We start from the raw sequence: 19,765 nt of genomic DNA, 5'->3' as shown, positions 1-19,765 counted from the left end.
CTCGAACCGAGGAGGAACCGTGACCGCCACCCGCTACGTCGCACCCGGCCGCAGCACCGCCCTGTTCAATGCCGCCGTCGCCGGCCTGACCCGGATGGGTGTCAGTGTCTGGGGGAGCCGGGTCCTGGCCGTCCGCGGCCGCACGAGCGGCCAGTGGCGGACGACCCCGGTCAACCTGCTCACCGTCGACGGTGAGCGCTACCTCGTCGCGCCGCGCGGCGTCACGCAGTGGGTCCGCAACATCCGCGTCGCCGGCGAGGCAGAGCTGCGGGTCGGCCGCCGCGTCGAGCGGATCCGGGTCACCGAACTGGCGGACGACGAGAAGCCCGCCGTCCTGCGGGCCTACCTGAAGCGGTGGAAGTTCGAGATCGGGGTGTTCTTCGACGGCGTCGACGCGAGCGCGGACGACGAGACGCTGCTCGGGATCGCGCCCGGCTACCCGGTGTTCCGCATCGGCTGAGCCTCACGGGGCATCCGTGCGGCTCGCGGGGGAGCAGGAGACCAACCGGGACCGGTGGAGGCTCCCCGTTCCACCGGCCCCGGTCAATCCGGACAACGCGCGGCGGCCGGATGAGTTTCGGTCCCTGCGCGACGGCCGTCGAGCGGGCGGCCTGCATCGACGACCGGCCGGACACGCCGGGCCGAACGACGCGCCGCGTGTCGGGCCGCGGCGGGAGCCGTCGGCCGAACAGGACGAACCGACCGGCGCGCGTCACCCCGTGGCGGACAACCGGTTCGACACGGCCACGTTCGCCGCGAGCCGACCGGCGGGGGCTCCCCGCGCGTCCTAGGCTCGCGTCCGTGGCAGAGGCCGAAGCGGGGAGAGAAGGCGGCGAGAGCACGCTCACCGTGCTCGTCGCGCTGGGCGCCAACGCCGCGATCGGCGTCCTCAAGCTGATCGCCGGCCTGCTGACCGGGTCGGCCGCGATGCTCGCCGAGGCCGCGCACTCGGCGGCCGACACCGCCACCGAGGGCCTGCTGCTGACGGCACTGCGCCGCTCCAGCCGCGCCGCCGACCGCCGCCACCCCTTCGGCTACGGCAAGGAGCGCTTCTTCTGGGCGCTGATCGCCGCGGTGTCGATCTTCGTGTCCGGCGCGGTGTTCGCGATCTACGAGGGCATCCGCACGATCGTCGGCGAGGAGGCCGAGCAGACCGCGGTGCTCGTCGCCTACGTCGTGCTCGCGATCTCGTTCGTGCTGGAGGGCATCTCCTGGACGCAGGCCGTCCGGCAGCTGCGCCGGGAGGCGGCCGCCGACGAGCTCTCGCCCATGGAGTGGCTGCGCCGCACCGATGACCCGACGGTCAAGACGGTGTTCTTCGAGGACTCCGCCGCGCTCATCGGGCTCCTGCTCGCCTTTGCCGGCGTCGGGCTGCACCAGCTCACCGGCTCCGCGCTCTACGACGGGCTCGCCTCGCTGCTGATCGGTGTGCTGCTCACCGGGGTCGCCTACGTGCTGGGGCGGACCAACAAGGGCCTGCTGATCGGGCGGCAGGCCGACCCGCGGCTGGTGCGCGCGCTGCGCGACGACCTCGGCGCCCGGCCGGAGGTCGACGCCGTCGTCGACCTGCTGACGATGATGCTGGGCACCGACCAGGTGCTGCTGTGCGCCCGACTGGACTTCGACGACGCCCTGGGTGCCGCCGATCTCGAGCGGACGTGCGTGGCCATCGACGCCGACCTGCGCGAGCGGTTCCCGGACCTCGCCGAGATCTTCCTGGAACCGGTGCCGCGCAGCGATCCGACGATGCGCGAGCGGGTCCTGTCGCGTTACGGCGAGTCGACGGGCCTGGGCCGCCCGACCCCCTGACCCCGGGGACGACGCCCCCGGGTTCGAGCCGGCCTTTCGTGAGTGGCGATGGTCGCCATGGCGACCATCGCCACTCACGGATCAGGCGATCTGGCGGTCCGTCGGGTTGATCGGCCGGGGGAGGACCTCACGGCCCGTCAGGTAGCGGTCGACGCCCGCGGCGGCCGAGCGACCCTCCGCGATGGCCCACACGATCAACGACTGCCCGCGCCCGATGTCGCCCGCGCTGAAGACGCCGTCGACGCTGGTCATGTACTGGTCGTCGCGCGCGACGTTGCCGCGCTCGTCGAGGTCGACGCCCAGGTCGCCGAGCAGCTTGCCCTTCTCGGGCCCGACGAAGCCCATCGCCAGGAGCACCAGGTCGGCCCGCAGCTCGCGCTCGGTGCCCTCGACCGGGACGAACCGGCCCGACTCGTCGCGGGTGACCTCCACCAGCCGCAGCGCGCGGACGTTGCCGTCCTCGTCGCCGACGAACTCGGTGGTGTTGACCGAGAACAGCCGGTCGCCGCCCTCCTCGTGCGCCGACGAGACGCGGTAGATCATCGGGTAGGTCGGCCAGGGCATGCCCTCGGTCCGGTGCTCCGGAGGCGTCGGCATGATCTCGAGCTGCGTGACCGAGGCCGCGCCCTGACGGTGCGACGTGCCGAGGCAGTCGGCACCCGTGTCACCGCCGCCGATGATCACGACGTGCTTGCCCTCCGCCGTGACCGGCGGCGCGTCGATGTCGCCCTGCTGCACGTGGTTGGCCCACGGCAGGAACTCCATCGCCTGGTAGATGCCCGCGAGCTCGCGACCGGCGACCGGGATGTCGCGCCACGCGGTCGCGCCGCCCGCGAGCACGACGGCGTCGAACTCGGCTCGCAGCTGCGAGACCGTGATGTCCACGCCGACGTCGACCGAGGCCCGGAAGAGCGTCCCCTCCTCCTGCATCTGGCGCAGCCGCCGGTCGAGACGGGACTTCTCCATCTTGAACTCGGGGATGCCGTAGCGCAGCAGACCGCCGATGCGGTCGGCCCGTTCGAACACGACGACCTCGTGCCCGACGCGGGTGAGCTGCTGGGCGGCGGCCAGGCCCGCAGGCCCGGAGCCGACGACGGCCACCTTCTTGCCGGTACGGCGCTCCGGCGGCTGCGGGGTGACCCAGCCCTCGTCCCAGGCGCGGTCGATGATCTCGACCTCGACCTGCTTGATGGTCACCGGGTCCTGGTTGATCCCGAGCACGCACGCGGCCTCGCACGGGGCGGGGCACAGCGTCCCGGTGAACTCCGGGAAGTTGTTGGTGGCGTGCAGCCGCTCGATTGCCTCGCGCCAGTCGTGCCGCCAGACCAGGTCGTTCCAGTCCGGGATGAGGTTGCCCAGCGGGCAGCCCTGGTGGCAGAACGGGATGCCGCAGTTCATGCAGCGGCCGGCCTGCTTCTCCAGGTTCTCCCGGGGGAAGTCCTCGTAGACCTCGCGCCAGTCGAGCAGGCGCAGGTCGACCGGACGACGGGGCGGGGTCTCCCGCGGCGTCGTCAGGAATCCCTTCGGGTCAGCCACGGGACGCCTCCATGATGGCCTCGTCGACGTTGCGGCCGTCGCGCTCCGCGGCGGCCCGGGCCTGCAGGACCCGCTTGAAGTCCTGCGGCATGATCTTGCCGAACCGCTCGACGGCGACGTCCCAGTCGGTCAGCAGGGCGTGCGCCACCGGCGAGTCGGTCTCGGCGTGGTGGCGCGAGACGACGTCGCGGAGGAACTCGCGATCGGCGTCGTCGAGCGGGTCGATGTCGACCATCTCGGGGTTGACGCGGTGCCGCGGCAGGTCGAGCACGTAGGCGGTGCCACCGGACATGCCGGCCGCGAAGTTGCGGCCGATCCGGCCCAGCACGACGACCTTGCCGCCCGTCATGTACTCGCAGCCGTGGTCGCCCACGCCCTCGACGACGGCCAGCGCCCCGGAGTTGCGGACGCAGAAGCGCTCGCCCACGATCCCGCGCACGAAGATCTCCCCGGACGTGGCTCCGTAGAGGATCACGTTGCCCGCGATGACGTTCTCCTCGGCGGCGAAGGGCGCCGACGGGTCGGGGCGCAGGATCAGCCGCCCGCCCGAGAGGCCCTTGCCGAAGAAGTCGTTGGTGTCCCCGACGAGGCGCATCGTGATGCCGCGCGGCACGAACGCGCCGAACGACTGGCCCGCCGACCCCGTGAACGTGATGTCGATGGTGTCGTCGGGCAGGCCCTCGCCGCCCCACCGCTTGGTCAGCTCGTAGCCGAGCATCGTGCCGACGGTCCGGTTGACGTTGCGCACCGGCAGGTCGAGCCGGACCTTGTCGCCGGAGGCGAGCGCGCCCTCGGCCAGCTGGATCATGGTGTTGTCCAGCGCCTTGTCGAGGCCGTGGTCCTGGCTGCGGGTGCGGTGCCGCGAGCCGCCCGGGGCGACCTTGGGCATCTCGAAGATCGGCCGCAGGTCCAGGCCCTGGGTCTTCCAGTGCCGGACGGCGTCGTCGGTGTCGAGCATCTCGGCGTGCCCGACGGCCTCCTCCAGCGACCGGAAGCCGAGCGCGGCGAGGTATTCGCGCACCTCCTCCGCGACGAACCGCATGAAGTTGACGACGTACTCGGGCCGCCCGTCGAACCGCTCGCGCAGCACCGGGTTCTGCGTCGCGACGCCCACCGGACAGGTGTCGAGGTGGCAGACCCGCATCATGATGCAGCCCGACACGACGAGCGGGGCCGTCGCGAAACCGAACTCCTCGGCGCCCAGCAGCGCGGCGATGACGACGTCGCGACCGGTCTTCATCTGGCCGTCGGCCTGCACGACGATGCGGTCGCGCAGGTTGTTGGCGATGAGCGTCTGCTGGGTCTCGGCCAGGCCGAGCTCCCAGGGACCGCCCGCGTGCTTGATCGAGCTCAGCGGCGACGCGCCGGTGCCGCCGTCGTGGCCCGAGATGAGCACGACGTCGGAGTAGGCCTTGGCCACGCCCGCCGCGACCGTGCCGACGCCGACCTGGCTGACCAGCTTCACGTGGATGCGGGCCGTCGGGTTGGCGTTCTTCAGGTCATGGATGAGCTGCTTGATGTCCTCGATCGAGTAGATGTCGTGGTGCGGCGGCGGCGAGATCAGCCCGACGCCCGGGGTCGAGTACCGGGTCTTGGCGATCCAGGGGTAGACCTTGCTGCCGGGCAGCTGGCCGCCCTCACCGGGCTTGGCGCCCTGGGCGATCTTGATCTGGATGTCGTCGGAGTTGACCAGGTACTCGCTGGTGACGCCGAAGCGGCCCGACGCCACCTGCTTCACCGCGCTGCGCCGGCTGTCGCCGTTCGCGTCCGGGGTGAAGCGGTCCGGGTCCTCGCCGCCCTCGCCGGTGTTCGACTTGCCGCCGAGGCGGTTCATCGCGATCGCCAGCGTCTGGTGCATCTCCTGGGAGATCGAGCCGTAGGAGATGGCGCCGGTGGCGAACCGGGTGACGATCGACTCGACGGGCTCGACCTCGTCGATCGGCACCGGCGGGCGCACGCCCTCCTTGAGCTTGAACAGGCCGCGCAGCGTCATCAGCCGGCCGGCCTGGTCGTCGACCGCGCGGGTGTACTCCTTGAAGATGTCGTAGCGGCCCTGGCGGGTCGAGTGCTGCAGCTTGAACACCGTCTGCGGGTTGAACAGGTGCAGCTCGCCCTCGCGGCGCCACTGGTACTCGCCGCCCACGTCGAGCGTGCGGTGGGTGGCGCGGACGTCGTCGGCCGGGAAGGCCTTGCGGTGCAGCCGCAGGACCTCCTCGGCGAGCACGTCGAAGCCGACGCCGCCCAGCCGCGACGTGGTGCCGGTGAAGCACGTGTCGATGACCTCGCGGCCCAGCCCGATCGCCTCGAAGATCTGGGCGCCCGTGTAGGACGCGACCGTCGAGACACCGATCTTGGACATGGTCTTGCGGACGCCCTTGCCGAGCGCCTTGACCAGGTTCTTCGCCGCGGTCTTCGCGTCGATCCCGGGGATGTCGCCCCGGTCGGCGAGGTCCTCGACGGTGGCCATGGCGAGGTACGGGTTGACCGCGGCCGCGCCGTAGCCGATCAGCAACGCCACGTGGTGCACCTCGCGGGCGTCACCGGCCTCGACGACCAGCCCCACGCGCGTGCGGGTCCGCTCGCGCACGAGGTGGTGGTGCACCGCGCCGGTGAGCAGTAGCGACGGGATCGGCGCGTACTCGGCGGAGACCCCGCGCTGCGACAGCACGATCAGCCGCGCGCCGCCGGCGATGGCCTCCGACACCTCGGCCTTGATCTCCTCGAGGCGCTCGGACAGACCCGCGCCGCCCTTGGCCGCCTCGAACAGGCCGCGCACGGTGTAGGAGGCGAAGCCGGGGTACTCCCCGTCGTCGTTGATGTGCACGATGCGGGCCAGCTCGTCGTTGCCCAGCACCGGGAACGGCAGCACGATCGTCCGGCAGCTCGCCGGGCCGGCCTGCAGCAGGTTCTGCTCGGGCCCGAGCTGGCTCTGCAGCGAGGTCACCAGCTCCTCGCGGATCGCGTCCAGCGGCGGGTTGGTGACCTGGGCGAACAGCTGGATGAAGTAGTCGTAGAGCTGGCGCGGCCGCTCGGAGATGCCGGCGATCGGCGCGTCGTTGCCCATCGAGCCGATCGGCTCGGCGCCGGTCGCGGCCATGGGTCGCAACAGGACCGCGAGCTCCTCCTCGGTGTAGCCGAAGGACTGCTGGCGGTGTTGCAGCGCCGAGTGCGCGATCTGCTCGCGCTCGCGGTCGGGCAGCTCCTCGAGCCGGATGAGGCCCGAGTGCAGCCACTCCTCGTACGGGTGCTCGGCGGCGAGCGCGCCCTTGATCTCGTCGTCGTCGACGATCTTGCCCGCGGCCGTGTCGACGAGGAACATGCGGCCCGGCTCCAGCCGGCCCTTGCGCACCACCGTCGACGGGTCGACGTCGAGGACGCCGACCTCGGACGCCAGCACGACCAGCCCGTCCTCGGTGACCCAGTAGCGGGCCGGGCGCAGGCCGTTGCGGTCGAGCACGGCGCCGATGACGGTGCCGTCGGTGAACGCGACGAGTGCCGGTCCGTCCCACGGCTCCATCAGCGTCGAGTGGTACTCGTAGAACGCGCGACGGGCCGGGTCCATCTCGGCGTGGTTCTCCCACGCCTCCGGGATCATCATCAGCACCGCGTGCGGCAGGCTGCGGCCCGCCAGGTGCAGCAGCTCGAGGACCTCGTCGAACGTCGCCGAGTCCGACGCGTCCGGCGTGACGACGGGCGTGAGCCGCCCCAGGTCGCCGGGGATGACGTCGGAGGCCAGCAGCGCCTCGCGCGCGGCCATCCAGTTCCGGTTGCCGCGCAGGGTGTTGATCTCGCCGTTGTGCGCGACGTAGCGGTACGGGTGCGCGAGCGGCCACGCCGGGAACGTGTTCGTCGAGAAGCGGGAGTGGACCACGGCCAGCGCCGAGGTGACCCGCTCGTCGGCCAGGTCGGGGTAGAACGCCTCGACCTGCGGCTCGGCCAGCATGCCCTTGTAGACGATCGTGCGCGGCGACAGGCTGGGGAAGTAGGCACCCGTGCTGTGCTCGGCGCGCTTGCGCAGGCAGAACGTACGGCGCTCCAGCTCGATGCCGGTCGGCGCCTCGGCCACCGACGGCTCGGCCCCCGCGACGAACAGCTGGCGGAAGCTCGGCATCGCGGCGCGGGCCGTGGGGCCCAGGTCGGCCTTGTCCGGGTCGACCGGCAGCTCGCGCCACCCGAGGACGCGCAGGTTCTCCTCGGCGGCCAGCGCGTCGATGCGCGCGACGGCGGCGTCGGCCGCCGCCCGGTCGGCCGGCAGGAACGCGGTGCCGACGGCGTAGGCGCCGGGCTGCGGCAGCTCGAAGTCGACCACGGCCCGGAAGAACTCGTCCGGGACCTGGATGAGGATGCCCGCACCGTCACCGGTGTTGGCCTCCGCGCCGCGGGCGCCGCGGTGCTCCAACCGCAGCAGGGCCGTCAGACCCTTCCGGACGATGCCGTGATCACGGCGACCCTTGAGATCGGCGACGAGCGCGACACCACACGCGTCGTGCTCGAAGTCGGGGGCGTAGAGGCCGCCCGACCCGCCCTGAGGGGCACCAGTCTGTTCGCTGGTCGCAGCCAACAGCTCCTCCTGTCGTCTCGGTGCACCCCGACGATCGCATCGGGACGACGTGGACCTAATGGTTCCAAACAGAGTATCCGACACGCCCGCCAGGACGCGGGTGCTCGTCCGTTCAGGTGCACCAGCCGGGAAACTCGAATGAGTACCCGTCGTTACACGGACGCGCGGCGGCAGGACGACCTCGTCCGTACCGGGGTCGTCTGCGCACCGCACAACGCGACCGCGCGCGGCACCGGGTGCGGTCATCCGTCCAAAGCGTCGCATGTGGTGGCCGCGTTTCGCTACTCACGACCGCCGTGAGCACGATGACGGGCCGGACGACCTGCGAAGATCGTCCCGTTCCCGGGTCCCGACCAGGCCGGGAGACCCCGCGGAGGTTGCGTCGTGTGGCCCGATGTGCCGCGGTTATCACTCGATCGGCCCAGTCCTACGCACGCTCGGCGACGGCCCCGGCGGCCCGGCTCGCCCGGGTGGGGCGGGAGAATGCCGCCATGGTGGGAGTGACCGGGGCGGCCGGAGTCGTCGACGTGCGGGCGGCCCTGGCCGACGTGGCCGGGTTCAACGAGTTCTTCCGCGTCGACACCAACCCGGCCGAGGCGGTCGACCCCACCTGGCGCCCGCTGAGCGACCTCTACACCGACCCGGGCCCGCTGGCCGCCCGGATCGCGCACGTGGCCCGCGTCCTCGGCGGCGACGGCGGTCCCGTCGACGACCGGATCGCCGCGTCGATCACGCTGCAGGGGATGGCGGCCCGGGTGCTCTCCGCTCCGCTCGCCGTCGTGATCCTGCACGACGTGCTGCCCGCCTTCACCGCTCGCGACGTGCACTGGCGGGTGTCGGCGACCGGCCCGTGGCCGCTGTGGGTCGGCGACCCGGGCGTGCTCGCGGGACCGGGGCTCGGCGAGGCCGAGCTCGCCGGCCGCCTTGCCGACCTCCTCGTCGAGGAGCACCTCGCCCCGCTCGTCGAGGCGGTGCGCGCGCAGGTCCGGGTCTCGGCGCGGACGTTGTGGGGCAACGCCGCGTCGTCGGTCGCGGCGGGCAAACGCCTCGTCGGCCTCGACCGGCCGGCGGCGGCGGCGCGGGCGGCGCGGATCGCCCAGGTCGTGCTCGACCACCCGGCGCTCGCGGCGACGGGCGAGCGTCGCGCGGCCGTCGCGCCCGACGTCGGGTGGACCTTCCGCCGCCGGTCCTGCTGCCTGTACTACCGCGCGCCCGGCGGCGGGACCTGCGGCGACTGCGTGCTGGCCGCGCGCTGAGGGGCTGCCCCGTCGAGGAGCACGTCCACGACGGTGACGCGCACCAGCGTCTCGAGACCCGTGTACTGCGCGACCGCCGCCGACACCTCGCGCTGCACCGCGCGGGCCAGGTCGCGGCAGTTGAACCCGAGCCGGGTGACGACGTCGATGCTCACCTCGGCCTGCGTCCCGTCGACCCGGGCGGCGACGACCGGGGCCCGCGTCGTGCCCAGCACCGCCCCCGCGAGCCCGAGCAGCGTCCCGGCCAGGTCGGTGCGCAGTGCGACGACGCCGGGCACGCCCGCGGCCGCCTCGGCCGCGACCCTGGCGACGACGCCGTCGCCGACGTGGAACGTCGTCCGCGGCCCGGTCACCGGCTCTCCCGCCCGGCGGGCGACGACGGCTGCGGGAGGTCGAACACGTCGACGACCTCGATGTCCACCCTGGCCACCGGCACCCCCAGCGCCTGCTCACCCGCCGCCAGCACCATCTGCCGCACCCGCGCCGTCGCCGACGCCAGCTCGATGCCGAACCGTGCGGTCACGGTCATGCTCACCTCGGCGGGCGGAACGGGGCGCCCCGCGTCGCCCGCGGGCCGGGAGATCCGGCAGCTGCGCGCGCGCATCCCGTCCATCGCGTCGACGACGCCGCGCAGCACCGCCGCCGCCGCGGTCGCGTCGAGTGCGGCCGGTCCGTAGGGGGAGTCGAGGACCAGCAGGTCGCGCGGACGCAGCTCGGCCAGCACAGCGCCCACGACGCGGTCGACGACCGTCGGCGGCGGGACCAGCGGCTGCGCCGCGAGCCGGCTGACCATCGCCTCCAGGCCCCGGGCGTCGGCGACCGCGGCACCGCAGTGCGGGCACTCGCGCTCGTGGGCGTCGAGGGTGCCGGCCTCGGCGTGGTCCCACACGGTCGCGGCGTCGCGGCCGCAGGCGAGCGGCTCGACGACGTCGCCCTGCGCGGGGAGGTGCGCACCGGCGTCGTCCTGAGCGACACGGCCCCGGCCGTCGTGGGGGCTCACCGCCACGGGCGCATCACCTCCGCCAGCGTCTTGCGGGCGCGGTGGATGCGGCCGCGCACCGTCGCCTCACCCGTGCCCGTGATCTGCGCGATCTCGGTGTATCCGAGGCCCTCGAGCTCGCGCAACACGAAGCACACGCGCTGGTCGTGGGGCAGCGCGGCGAGCGCGTCGCCCAGCGCGGCCATCCCGGCGTCGAGCTCGGCCTGCCGTTCCGGTGACCGCGGCCGGGACCTGCCGACGATCCCCGCCGCGTCGTCCCCGCCCGCCGCTCCCGGGTCGGCCACCGGCACGGGCGGACGTGTCCGGCGCAGCATCCCCGTGCAGCGGTTGGCCACGATCCGGTAGGTCCACGTCGAGAAGGAGGCGTCGCCACGGAACGAGCCGATCCGCCGCCACGCGTCGAGCAGCGAGTCCTGCAACGCGTCCTCGGCGTCGGAGCGGTTCCCCAGCACGCGCACGGCGAGCCGGTACAGCGCGGTCTGGTGCCGGCGGGCCAGCGCCTCGAACGCCCGCACGTCGCCCTCCTGGGCGCGCACGACCAGGGTGTGCTCGTCGAGATCGGCGAGGCGGGCACCGACCGCGGGTCGGGGCTGCTCGACGGCCTCGCGGGGCACGGGTGCCGGACCCGCAGAGGGCACGGGGGTGCGCACGTCACCGGCATCGCGCAACGCCGCCACCGTTCCCCCCGGGTCCCGCCGCTCGTGCCCGTCCATCCTGCCCTCTGTGACGACGCCCACACTACCGGCGTCCGGCCCGGTGTCGGGGTCCGTCACCCGGTGCGCGCGTCGCGGGCGCCGCCGCCGTCCGTGTAGCCCGGTCGCACCACGGGTACGCGGTCGACGAGGGGCCCGGCGGCGTCCGGCGACACCGGCACCGGGACCCACCGAGGAGGCCGAACATGGGCATGGGTGACAAGATCGACAACAAGGCTCAGGAGATGGCCGGCAAGGCCAAGGAGGGCACCGGCAAGGCCACCGAGGACCGTGACCTGGAGGCCGAGGGCAAGAAGGACCAGGTCGTCGGCAACCTGAAGCAGGCGGGCGAGAAGGTCAAGGACGCGTTCAAGAAGTAACGGCTGCGCCTGACCGGCGTGGGGGCCCCGGACATCGGTCCGGGGCCCCTCGTTGTGTCCGGCGCGTGTCCGGCCGCGTGTCCGGCCGCGTCCCGGGTCCTGTGCAGAGCCGCGTGTCGCATCCTGTGCGGGGCACCGCGCCGGGTCCGGCGCACTACCGTGGGCGGCGTGCCCGTCGAGGACTCCCGGCCAGGTCCAGGGACCGCCGCGGCCCGTGAGGTGGTCGAGGCCGTCGCGGCGGCGGTGCTCGCCCATCCCGACGTCGTGCGCCTCGACGGCGGCCCGTTCGGTGCCGTGGCGTCGTACCTGCCCGGGCGGCGCCGGGTGCTGGGGGTGCGGGTCGGCGGCCCGGGCGAGGCCACCGAGGTCGCCGTCGTCGTCCGCAGGGGTTCGCCGCTCGCCGTCGTCGCCGACGAGGTGGCCGACCGGGTCCGCGCGGTGCTGGGCCCGGTGCCGGTGGACGTGACGTTCGCCGACGTCGTGCCCGGGGCCGGCGCCGCGCCGAGCCCCTGACGGGTCCCGGAGAGGCCTCCGGCCGACCGCTCGGCGCATCCGGCGCGAGCCGTCCGCCGCACGTCGTGACGGGCAGGGATCGGTGGCTGCGGCGACTCGCCTAGACTCGGCCGAACCGTTGACGTCGTCGCGCCGGCGTCACGACCGCCTCCACGCGGTCCGCACCACAGCGCGCCCCGTGTGACCAGTACGGACGCCACCTCGGCCCGCCGGAACAGGACCCGCACGGCGCGCACCGCGCGAACCGACACGACATCCGGCAGCCGGCCCGAGGAGTACCACCGTGAAGAGCACCGTCGAGCACCTCAGCCCGACGCGCGTCCGTTTCAACGTCGAGGTGCCGTTCGACGAGCTCAAGCCCGACTTCGACCGCGCGTACAAGAAGATCGCCCAGCAGGTCCGCATCCCCGGCTTCCGCCCTGGCAAGGCGCCGGCCCGCATCCTCGAGGCCCGGCTGGGCCGCGGCGTCGTCCTCGACGAGGTCGTCAACGGCGCGATCCCCGGCAAGTACAGCGAGGCGGTGACGGCCTCGGAGAAGGTCACGCCGATCGGCCGCCCCGACATCGAGGTCACCGAGATCGCCGACGGCGACAAGCTCGCCTTCACCGCCGAGGTCGACGTCCGCCCCGAGATCGCCCTGCCCGACCTCGACGGCATCGCCGTCCAGGTCGACGACGTGGCGGTCACCGACGAGCAGGTCACCGAGCAGCTCGACTCGCTGCGCGCGCGCTTCGGCACCCTCAAGGGCGTCGAGCGGCCCGCCGCCGAGGGCGACTTCGTGCAGATCGACCTCTCCGCGTCGGTCGACGGCAAGGAGATCGAGGAGGCCGCGACCACCGGGTTCTCCTACCAGGTGGGCCAGGGCGGCCTGATCGACGGCATCGACGAGGCCATCACCGGTCTGTCCGAGGGGGAGTCGAAGACCTTCACCTCGACGCTGGTCGCCGGCGACTACGCCGACAAGGACGCCGAGGTGACGGTGACCGTCACCGCGGTGAAGGAGCGCGACCTCCCGGAGGCCGACGACGAGTTCGCCCAGCTCGCCAGCGAGTTCGACACGCTCGACGAGCTGACGGCCGACCTCAAGGAGCGCCTCGGCCGGGTCCGCCGCATGGAGCAGGTCTCCCAGGCGCGCGACAAGGTGCTCGACGCGATCGTCGAGGCCACCGAGGTCCCGCTGCCGGAGACGGTCGTGGCGGCCGAGGTCGAGTCGTCGCTGCACGACGCGGTCCACGCCTTCGACCACGACGACGACAAGTTCGCCGAGTTCCTCACCTCGCAGGGCAAGACCCGCGAGGAGTTCGACGCCGAGGTCCGCGCCGACGCCGAGAAGTCGGTCAAGGTCCGGCTGATCCTCGACGCGCTGGCCGACGCCGAGGAGGTCTCGGTCAACGACCAGGAGCTCACCGAGCGCATCGTCTACCAGGCCCAGCAGTACGGGATGTCTCCCGACGAGTTCGTCCAGCGCATCCAGCAGTCCGGCCAGCTCGGCGCGATCTACTCCGACGTGCGGCGCAGCAAGGCGCTGATCGTCGCCGTCCGGGCCGCCACCGTCACCGACGAGGCCGGCACCGCCGTCGACCTGAGCGACCTGCTCGGCCCGGCCGACGAGGCCGCCGAGGCGGTCGAGGGCGACGTGGTCGAGGGCGACGTGGTGGAGGACGCCGACGCCGACGCCGACGCCGATGTCGCCGACGCCGCGCCGGAGGCCTCCGACGAGGCGACCGACGACACCGCCAAGGGCGCGTCGACCAGCGCCTGACGGTCTACGTCCGGGCGCCCCGTGCGCCCACAGCGAACAACCCGCCCGATCGCGGACGCCGGTCCCGGCGTCCGCGTAGGGTCGGCGCCACGGATCACCTCCCGGGGCCCGCTCCGGGAGGGACGGGTACGCGAGCCGGTACGTGACAGAAGGCAGGAATGACGTGAGCGAGCCAGCAGGCTCAGCACCGAACGATCGTCGAGGAGGGCTCGTGAGCGAGCTTGCGAGCTCACCGTCGAACACAGCAGCGGGCGCGAACGCGACCGACGAGCGACAGCGAGGAGGGCTCGTGAGCCAGCAGGACAGTGGCCCGCGTTCCGCGGGCCTGCCGGCGGAGATGCGGCGCGGTGCGCCGACGTCGATGACGTTGTCGGACTCCGTGTACGAGCGGCTGCTCCAGCAGCGGATCATCGTCCTCGGCCAGCAGGTCGACGACGACATCGCCAACCGGATCGCCGCCCAGATGCTGCTGCTGTCGGCGGAGGACCCGACGGCCGACATCGCTCTCTACATCAACTCCCCGGGTGGTTCGGTGACGGCCGGCATGGCCATCTTCGACACCATGGAGTTCATCGAGTGCGACGTGGCCACCTACGCGATGGGCCTGGCCGCCTCGATGGGGCAGTTCCTGCTCTCGGCGGGCACCCGGGGGAAGCGCTACGCGCTGCCGCACTGCCAGATCCTCATGCACCAGCCGTCGGCGGGTGTCGGCGGCACCGAGTCCGACATCGCGATCCAGGCCGAGCTGTTCCGCCGGCACAAGCGCGAGATGGCCGAGCTGATCGCGGGCCACACGGGCCAGACCGTCGAGAAGATCACCGCCGACTTCGACCGCGACCGCTGGTTCTCGGCCCAGGAGGCGCTGGAGTACGGCTTCGTCGACCACGTGATCTCGCGGGCCGGGCAGCTGCCCGACGCCGCATCGAACGGGAACGGGAGTGCCCAGTGAGTTTCGAGATGCCGAGCTCCCGCTACGTGCTGCCCTCGTTCGTCGAGCGCACGAGCTACGGGGTCAAGGAGTCCAACCCGTACAACAAGCTCTTCGAGGAGCGCATCATCTTCCTCGGCGTGCAGATCGACGACGCGTCGGCCAACGACGTCATGGCGCAGCTGCTGTGCCTGGAGTCCGCGGACCCCGACCGTGAGATCAGCATGTACATCAACTCGCCGGGCGGGTCGTTCACCTCGCTGATGGCGATCTACGACACGATGCAGTTCATCCGGCCCGACATCCAGACCGTCTGCCTCGGGCAGGCGGCGTCGGCGGCCGCGGTGCTGCTCGCCGCCGGTACCCCGGGCCGCCGCCTCGCGGTGCAGAACGCCCGGATCCTGATCCACCAGCCGGCCACCGAGGGCTTCTACGGCCAGGTGTCCGACCTGGAGATCCAGGCCGCGGAGATCACGCGGATGCGGCGCCTGCTGGAGACGACGCTGGCCAAGCACAGCGGCCGCACCCCCGAGCAGGTGCACGACGACATCGAGCGCGACCGGATCCTCACCGCCGACGAGGCCAAGGAGTACGGCATCGTCGACGAGATCATCCAGAGCCGGAAGCTGTCGGCAGTCGGCTGACCGGTTGTCGGCCCGGCGGGGCCGGCGGCGGGGTCGGCACGGCCCCGATACGACCGTCTGCCGAGCCGTTTCCCGATCGGAGCGTTTCGACGCTCCCCGGGAGGCGCGCTCGGCAGGTACCGTCACGAGCGGGCGCACCGCCGGGTGTGCCGGATGGGACTGGGGTCTGCACTCATGGCACGCATCGGTGACGGCGGTGACCTGCTCAAGTGCTCCTTCTGCGGGAAGAGCCAGAAGCAGGTCAAGAAGCTGATCGCGGGTCCAGGCGTCTACATCTGCGACGAGTGCATCGATCTCTGCAACGAGATCATCGAGGAAGAGCTGGCCGAGGCCGGTGAGGTCAAGCTCGACGAGCTGCCCAAGCCTGCCGAGATCCACGACTTCCTCGACCAGTACGTCGTGGGGCAGTCGGCCACCAAGCGGACCCTCTCGGTCGCGGTCTACAACCACTACAAGCGGATCCAGGCGGGCGACAAGTCGCGCGGGTCCGACGGCGACGGCGTCGAGCTCGCCAAGTCGAACATCCTCATGTTGGGTCCCACCGGCTGCGGCAAGACCTACCTCGCCCAGACGCTGGCCAAGTTGCTCAACGTCCCCTTCGCCATCGCCGACGCCACCGCGCTGACCGAGGCGGGGTACGTGGGCGAGGACGTCGAGAACATCCTGCTCAAGCTGATCCAGGCCGCCGACTACGACGTCAAGCGCGCCGAGACCGGCATCATCTACATCGACGAGGTCGACAAGATCGCCCGCAAGTCGGAGAACCCGTCGATCACGCGCGACGTCTCCGGCGAGGGTGTGCAGCAGGCGCTGCTGAAGATCCTCGAGGGCACCACCGCGAGCGTCCCGCCGCAGGGCGGCCGCAAGCATCCGCACCAGGAGTTCATCCAGATCGACACGACGAACGTCCTGTTCATCGTGGCGGGTGCGTTCGCGGGCCTGGAGAAGATCATCGGTGACCGGGTCGGCCGTCGCGGGCTGGGTTTCGGGGCGGAGATCCGCTCCAAGACCGACCTGGAGTCGTCGGAGAGCTTCGCCGACACCATGCCCGAGGACCTCATCAAGTTCGGGCTGATCCCGGAGTTCATCGGCCGGCTCCCGGTCGTGGCCTCGGTGACCTCGCTCGACAAGGAGGCCCTGGTCAAGATCCTGACCGAGCCGCGCAACGCGCTGGTGAAGCAGTACCGCAAGCTGTTCGAGATGGACGGCGTGGAGCTGGAGTTCACCGACGACGCGCTCGAGGCCGTCGCCGACCAGGCGATCCTGCGCGGCACGGGCGCCCGCGGCCTGCGGGCGATCATGGAGGAGGTCCTCCTCCCCGTCATGTACGACATCCCGAGCCGTGACGACGTCGCCAAGGTCGTCGTCACCGAGGACACCGTGCGCAGCAACGTCAACCCGACCATCGTGCCCCGGCAGCCTCCGCGCCGGGAGCGTCGCGACCGTTCGGCCTGACGCTCACGCACCGCACAACGCCGGCCTCCTGCCGAGGGGGCCGGCGTTCTGCTGTCCCGCACCGGGACGCCCTGCCTCCCACCCGCGCGCAACTTCCTCGCTGTCCGCCACCGGATTCGGTGCGGAGAGGTTGCGCTCGTCGTGCTGGGCGCAACCTCTCTGCTGTGCGTGGGCGGATTCGGAGCAGGGGGGTTGCGCTCGGGAGGCCGCGGGCGGAACCTCTCGCCCGTCGCCCGGCGGGACCTGGCCCGAGACCGCGGCGCCGACCGCGGGTCAGGGGAGCAGGGCGTCGAGATCGGCATCGGCGTAGCCCAGCTCGGCGAGGACCTCGCGGGTGTGCGCGCCCAGGGCGGGGACCTCGCCGTCGGGGGCCGGCCAGGCCGAGGAGTCGACGGGCGGCAGGGCCATCGGCACCGGGGCGCCGCCGGGCACCGTGACCTGACGCCAGCGGTCGCGGGCGACGAGCTGCGGGTGTGCGGGCAGGTCGGCGACCAGCCCGACCCTGGTCCAGGCGATGTCGGCCTCGTCGAGCAACTCGCCCGCGCGCTCGGCGGTGATCGTCGCGAGCCGGCGGTCGATCTCGTGGTGCAGCGCGTCGCGGTGGGCGACGCGGTCGCGGACCGTCACGAAGCGGGGATCGGCGGCGAGCGCGGCGTCGCCGAGGACGACGGCGCACAGTCGCGCCCACTCCCGCTCGTTCTGGATCGCCAGGTGCACCGAGACGCCGTCGCCGCACGGGAAGGGCCCGTAGGGCGCGATCGACGGGTGGTGCCCACCGGTGCGCGGGGGAGGGGTGCCGGTGCCCAGCGCATAGAGCATCGGCTGGTGCATCCACTCGGTGAGCGCCTCGAGCAGCGAGATCCGCAGCGTCGCGCCCTCGCCGGTGCGCTCGCGGTGCAGCAGCGCGGCGAGGACCGCGGCGTGGACCTGCACGCCCGCGGCGATGTCGGCGACGGAGATGCCGGCCCTGGCGGTGACGGGCCCGTCACCGGTGAGCTCGAGCAGTCCTGCCTCGGACTGCATGAGCGCGTCGTAGGCCTTGCGCCCCGCGGCGGGCCCGCCGTCGCCGTATCCGGTGAGCTCGCAGGTCACGAGCCGGGGGAGCCTGGCGCGCAGGGTGTCCCCGTCGAGACCGAGCCGGGCGGTGGCCCCGGGCCCGAGGTTGGCGAGCACCACGTCGGCGGTCTCGACGAGCCGGTGCGCCGCGGCGAGCCCGGTGGGCGTCTTCAGGTCCAGCACCACGGAGCGCTTGCCGCGGTTGATCCAGGCGAAGTACGACGACACGTCGCCGCACGCGGTGTCGTAGTCGCGCGCGAAGTCGCCCCCTGGCCGCTCGACCTTGACGACGTCCGCGCCGAGGTCGGCGAGCAGCCGCCCGGCGTAGGGGACGGACACGGCGTGGTCGAACGTCACGACGCGGACGCCGTCGAGGGGACGCGGGCCGGTGCGGGGGCGCAGGTCGTCGGAGGGGAGCGTCATGGGCCGAGCCAAGCACGCGGCGCCCGGGGGGTCGTGGCCGGACCCGGCGCGCGGGCCGAACAGGATGTTTCGGGCAGCAGGCGCTTCCGCGCTGCGGTCGTCCCGCTGCTCACATACGTTCGGCCGAATCGGTCCCGTTCGAGGGAGATGTGCCGATGACGACGTCGCAGGGCCACGCTGCCGGTTTCCTCACGCGAGAGCGGATCATCGCGCGTCCCGGCTGGAGCCGCTGGCTCATCCCGCCCGCGGCGCTGGCGGTGCACCTGTCGATCGGGCAGGCCTACGCGTGGAGCGTGTTCAAGACGCCGCTGGAGAAGGGCCTGAACATCTCCGGTGTCGCGAGCTCGCTGCCGTTCCAGCTGGGCATCGTGATGCTCGGGCTGTCGGCGGCGGTGTTCGGCACGCGCGTCGACCGCAACGGCCCCCGCTGGGCGATGCTGGTGTCGTCGGCATGCTTCGTGACGGGCTTCCTGATCGCGGCGCTGGGGGTGTGGACGCGGCAGTACTGGCTGGTCGTCCTGGGCTACGGCGGGGTGGGCGGGATCGGGCTGGGGATCGGCTACATCTCGCCGGTCTCGACGCTGATCAAGTGGTTCCCCGACCGCCCGGGGATGGCCACCGGCATCGCGATCATGGGCTTCGGCGGCGGCGCGCTGATCGCGGCGCCGTGGTCGGCGTCGATGCTCTCGGCGTTCGGGGCGACGGGGAACACGCCCGACCCGGACGGCATCGCGCTGACCTTCCTGATCATGGGGCTGGCGTACGCGGTGTTCATGTCGGCCGGCTGGCTGCTCATCCGCGTCCCGGCCGACGACTGGCGCCCGGCCGGCTGGGACCCGGCGACCCGCAAGACGGGCAAGCTGATCACGACCGGCGGGGTGTCGGCCGCCAATGCGATCAAGACGCCGCAGTTCTGGCTGCTGTGGGTCGTGCTGTGCTTCAACGTGACCGCGGGCATCGGCATCCTGGAGAAGGCCGCCCCGATCTTCAGCGACTTCTTCGCCGGCTCGAACCCGGCGGCGTCGTTCGCGGCCGCGGCGGCGGGCTTCGCGGCGTTGCTGTCGCTCGCGAACATGTTGGGCCGCTTCGTGTGGTCGTCGGCGTCGGACGTCATCGGGCGCAAGAACATCTACCGGATGTACCTGGGCGTCGGCGCGGTCCTCTACCTCGTCATCGAGCTGACGACCAACGCGAACAAGGTGCTGTTCCTGATCTGCGCGATGCTGATCCTCTCGTTCTACGGGGCGGGGTTCGCGACGGCCCCGGCCTACCTGCGCGACCTGTTCGGCACCTACGAGGTCGGCGCCATCCACGGCCGGCTGCTCACGGCGTGGTCGGTGGCGGGTGTGCTCGGCCCGATGATCGTCAACGCGATCGCGGACGCCCACCGTGACGAGGCGGGCCCGGCGCGGTACACGACGTCGTTCATCATCATGATCGTCCTGCTCGTCGTCGGCTTCGTGGCCAACGAGCTGATCAAGCCGGTCGATCCGCGCTGGCACGAGAAGGACGGCACGGCACCCGAGGTCGGGGCCGGTGCGGACACGGGGGAGGTGAACCGATGACGGGTCCGCGGGATCAGGAGCGCCCGGTCCCGCCGGTGCTGGTCGTGCTGGCGTGGCTGTGGGTGGCGGTGCCGTTCGCCTACGGGCTGTGGCAGTTGCTGATCAAGCTCCCAGCGCTGTTCGGCGGGTGAGGAATCGTCCGACCGTCTGATTGGTGCCTGTTCGGCTGTATCGGACGTTCGGAC

General features: G+C 72.3%; 17 protein-coding genes. 11 read left to right on the top strand and 6 right to left on the bottom strand.

The window, feature by feature from the left end; genetic code table 11:
* Positions 1-19 precede the first annotated feature (19 nt).
* Positions 20-460 carry a nitroreductase/quinone reductase family protein gene (locus PSD17_RS32385; protein ID WP_013674113.1) on the top strand — a complete coding sequence of 147 codons (441 nt, stop codon included), beginning with the start codon at positions 20-22 and terminating at the stop codon, positions 458-460.
* A 341-nt stretch (positions 461-801) separates the two neighbouring features.
* Entirely contained in the window at positions 802-1,809 is a 1,008-nt protein-coding gene (locus tag PSD17_RS32380) for a cation diffusion facilitator family transporter (RefSeq protein WP_013674114.1), read from the top strand.
* Between the two features lie 81 nt (positions 1,810-1,890).
* Here the strand turns inward: PSD17_RS32380 and PSD17_RS32375 are convergent, their stop codons facing one another.
* Together PSD17_RS32375 and gltB are read right to left on the bottom strand one after the other, a co-directional pair.
* Complete coding sequence (locus PSD17_RS32375) at positions 1,891-3,345, bottom strand: glutamate synthase subunit beta (RefSeq protein ID WP_013674115.1); 1,455 nt, start codon at positions 3,343-3,345, stop codon at positions 1,891-1,893.
* Positions 3,338-7,906 carry a glutamate synthase large subunit gene (gene gltB, locus PSD17_RS32370; protein WP_339126074.1) on the bottom strand — a complete coding sequence of 1,523 codons (4,569 nt, stop codon included), beginning with the start codon at positions 7,904-7,906 and terminating at the stop codon, positions 3,338-3,340. Before gltB ends, PSD17_RS32375 begins: the two co-directional genes overlap by 8 nt.
* A 491-nt stretch (positions 7,907-8,397) precedes the next feature.
* On the opposite strand from gltB, the gene PSD17_RS32365 reads away from it, so the two are divergent.
* Positions 8,398-9,162, top strand: coding sequence for a (2Fe-2S)-binding protein (locus PSD17_RS32365; RefSeq protein WP_041759471.1), 765 nt, complete (start codon positions 8,398-8,400; stop codon positions 9,160-9,162).
* Here the strand turns inward: PSD17_RS32365 and PSD17_RS32360 are convergent.
* From PSD17_RS32360 to PSD17_RS32350, 3 genes are read right to left on the bottom strand one after another with little or no spacing between them, the layout of a single operon-like run.
* Positions 9,108-9,515 carry an Asp23/Gls24 family envelope stress response protein gene (locus tag PSD17_RS32360; RefSeq protein WP_158703359.1) on the bottom strand — a complete coding sequence of 136 codons (408 nt, stop codon included), beginning with the start codon at positions 9,513-9,515 and terminating at the stop codon, positions 9,108-9,110. The genes PSD17_RS32365 and PSD17_RS32360 overlap by 55 nt on opposite strands.
* Positions 9,512-10,168, bottom strand: coding sequence for an Asp23/Gls24 family envelope stress response protein (locus PSD17_RS32355; protein ID WP_339126073.1), 657 nt, complete (start codon positions 10,166-10,168; stop codon positions 9,512-9,514). The genes PSD17_RS32360 and PSD17_RS32355 overlap by 4 nt, the downstream gene beginning before the upstream one ends.
* Complete coding sequence (locus tag PSD17_RS32350) at positions 10,159-10,776, bottom strand: RNA polymerase sigma factor (protein ID WP_339126072.1); 618 nt, start codon at positions 10,774-10,776, stop codon at positions 10,159-10,161. The genes PSD17_RS32355 and PSD17_RS32350 overlap by 10 nt, the downstream gene beginning before the upstream one ends.
* 284 nt (positions 10,777-11,060) lie before the next feature.
* Between PSD17_RS32350 and PSD17_RS32345 the strand changes: the two genes are divergently transcribed.
* From PSD17_RS32345 to clpX, 6 genes are all read left to right on the top strand, one after another.
* Positions 11,061-11,234 (top strand): CsbD family protein, encoded by a 174-nt coding sequence (locus PSD17_RS32345; RefSeq protein ID WP_013674121.1) that lies wholly within the window; start codon positions 11,061-11,063, stop codon positions 11,232-11,234.
* Positions 11,235-11,402: 168 nt separating this feature from the next.
* On the top strand, positions 11,403-11,747 hold the full coding sequence (locus PSD17_RS32340) for a hypothetical protein (RefSeq protein ID WP_049803357.1): 345 nt from the start codon (positions 11,403-11,405) through the stop codon (positions 11,745-11,747).
* A 283-nt stretch (positions 11,748-12,030) separates the two neighbouring features.
* Positions 12,031-13,509 (top strand): trigger factor, encoded by a 1,479-nt coding sequence (gene tig / locus PSD17_RS32335; protein WP_103383785.1) that lies wholly within the window; start codon positions 12,031-12,033, stop codon positions 13,507-13,509.
* A 337-nt stretch (positions 13,510-13,846) separates the two neighbouring features.
* A complete protein-coding gene (locus PSD17_RS32330; RefSeq protein ID WP_049803358.1) occupies positions 13,847-14,458 on the top strand; it encodes an ATP-dependent Clp protease proteolytic subunit in 612 nt (203 codons plus the stop codon).
* Between the two features lie 8 nt (positions 14,459-14,466).
* The gene (locus tag PSD17_RS32325; protein ID WP_041760874.1) at positions 14,467-15,081 is read left to right on the top strand and encodes an ATP-dependent Clp protease proteolytic subunit; all 615 of its coding nucleotides are present in this window, start codon (positions 14,467-14,469) and stop codon (positions 15,079-15,081) included.
* Between the two features lie 174 nt (positions 15,082-15,255).
* Entirely contained in the window at positions 15,256-16,536 is a 1,281-nt protein-coding gene (gene clpX, locus PSD17_RS32320) for an ATP-dependent Clp protease ATP-binding subunit ClpX (protein WP_013674126.1), read from the top strand.
* Positions 16,537-16,809: 273 nt separating this feature from the next.
* Here the strand turns inward: clpX and PSD17_RS32315 are convergent, their stop codons facing one another.
* On the bottom strand, positions 16,810-18,015 hold the full coding sequence (locus PSD17_RS32315; RefSeq protein ID WP_339126071.1) for a CaiB/BaiF CoA transferase family protein: 1,206 nt from the start codon (positions 18,013-18,015) through the stop codon (positions 16,810-16,812).
* A gap of 155 nt (positions 18,016-18,170) precedes the next feature.
* On the opposite strand from PSD17_RS32315, the gene PSD17_RS32310 reads away from it, so the two are divergent.
* A complete protein-coding gene (locus PSD17_RS32310) occupies positions 18,171-19,580 on the top strand; it encodes an OFA family MFS transporter (protein ID WP_013674128.1) in 1,410 nt (469 codons plus the stop codon).
* Positions 19,577-19,711 carry an MFS transporter small subunit gene (locus PSD17_RS32305; protein ID WP_013674129.1) on the top strand — a complete coding sequence of 45 codons (135 nt, stop codon included), beginning with the start codon at positions 19,577-19,579 and terminating at the stop codon, positions 19,709-19,711. Before PSD17_RS32310 ends, PSD17_RS32305 begins: the two co-directional genes overlap by 4 nt.
* Positions 19,712-19,765: the final 54 nt, after the last annotated feature.

Origin of the sequence: Pseudonocardia sp. D17 (assembly GCF_036984265.1) — a bacterium.
Lineage (GTDB): Bacteria > Actinomycetota > Actinomycetes > Mycobacteriales > Pseudonocardiaceae > Pseudonocardia > Pseudonocardia benzenivorans.
Note: the sequence above shows the minus strand (reverse complement) of the source record. Positions and strands in the feature narration are given on the sequence as shown.

What these genes read in the sequence shown, in the direction of transcription:
- PSD17_RS32365 (WP_041759471.1), top strand. Translation starts at nt 8,398, where the DNA reads ATGGTGGGAGTGACCGGGGCGGCCGGAGTCGTCGACGTGCGGGCGGCC.
- PSD17_RS32345 (WP_013674121.1), top strand. Translation starts at nt 11,061, where the DNA reads ATGGGCATGGGTGACAAGATCGACAACAAGGCTCAGGAGATGGCCGGC.
- PSD17_RS32330 (WP_049803358.1), top strand. Translation starts at nt 13,847, where the DNA reads ATGCGGCGCGGTGCGCCGACGTCGATGACGTTGTCGGACTCCGTGTAC.
- PSD17_RS32325 (WP_041760874.1), top strand. Translation starts at nt 14,467, where the DNA reads ATGCCGAGCTCCCGCTACGTGCTGCCCTCGTTCGTCGAGCGCACGAGC.
- clpX (WP_013674126.1), top strand. Translation starts at nt 15,256, where the DNA reads ATGGCACGCATCGGTGACGGCGGTGACCTGCTCAAGTGCTCCTTCTGC.
- PSD17_RS32315 (WP_339126071.1), bottom strand. Translation starts at nt 18,015, where the DNA reads ATGACGCTCCCCTCCGACGACCTGCGCCCCCGCACCGGCCCGCGTCCC.
- PSD17_RS32310 (WP_013674128.1), top strand. Translation starts at nt 18,171, where the DNA reads ATGACGACGTCGCAGGGCCACGCTGCCGGTTTCCTCACGCGAGAGCGG.
- PSD17_RS32305 (WP_013674129.1), top strand. Translation starts at nt 19,577, where the DNA reads ATGACGGGTCCGCGGGATCAGGAGCGCCCGGTCCCGCCGGTGCTGGTC.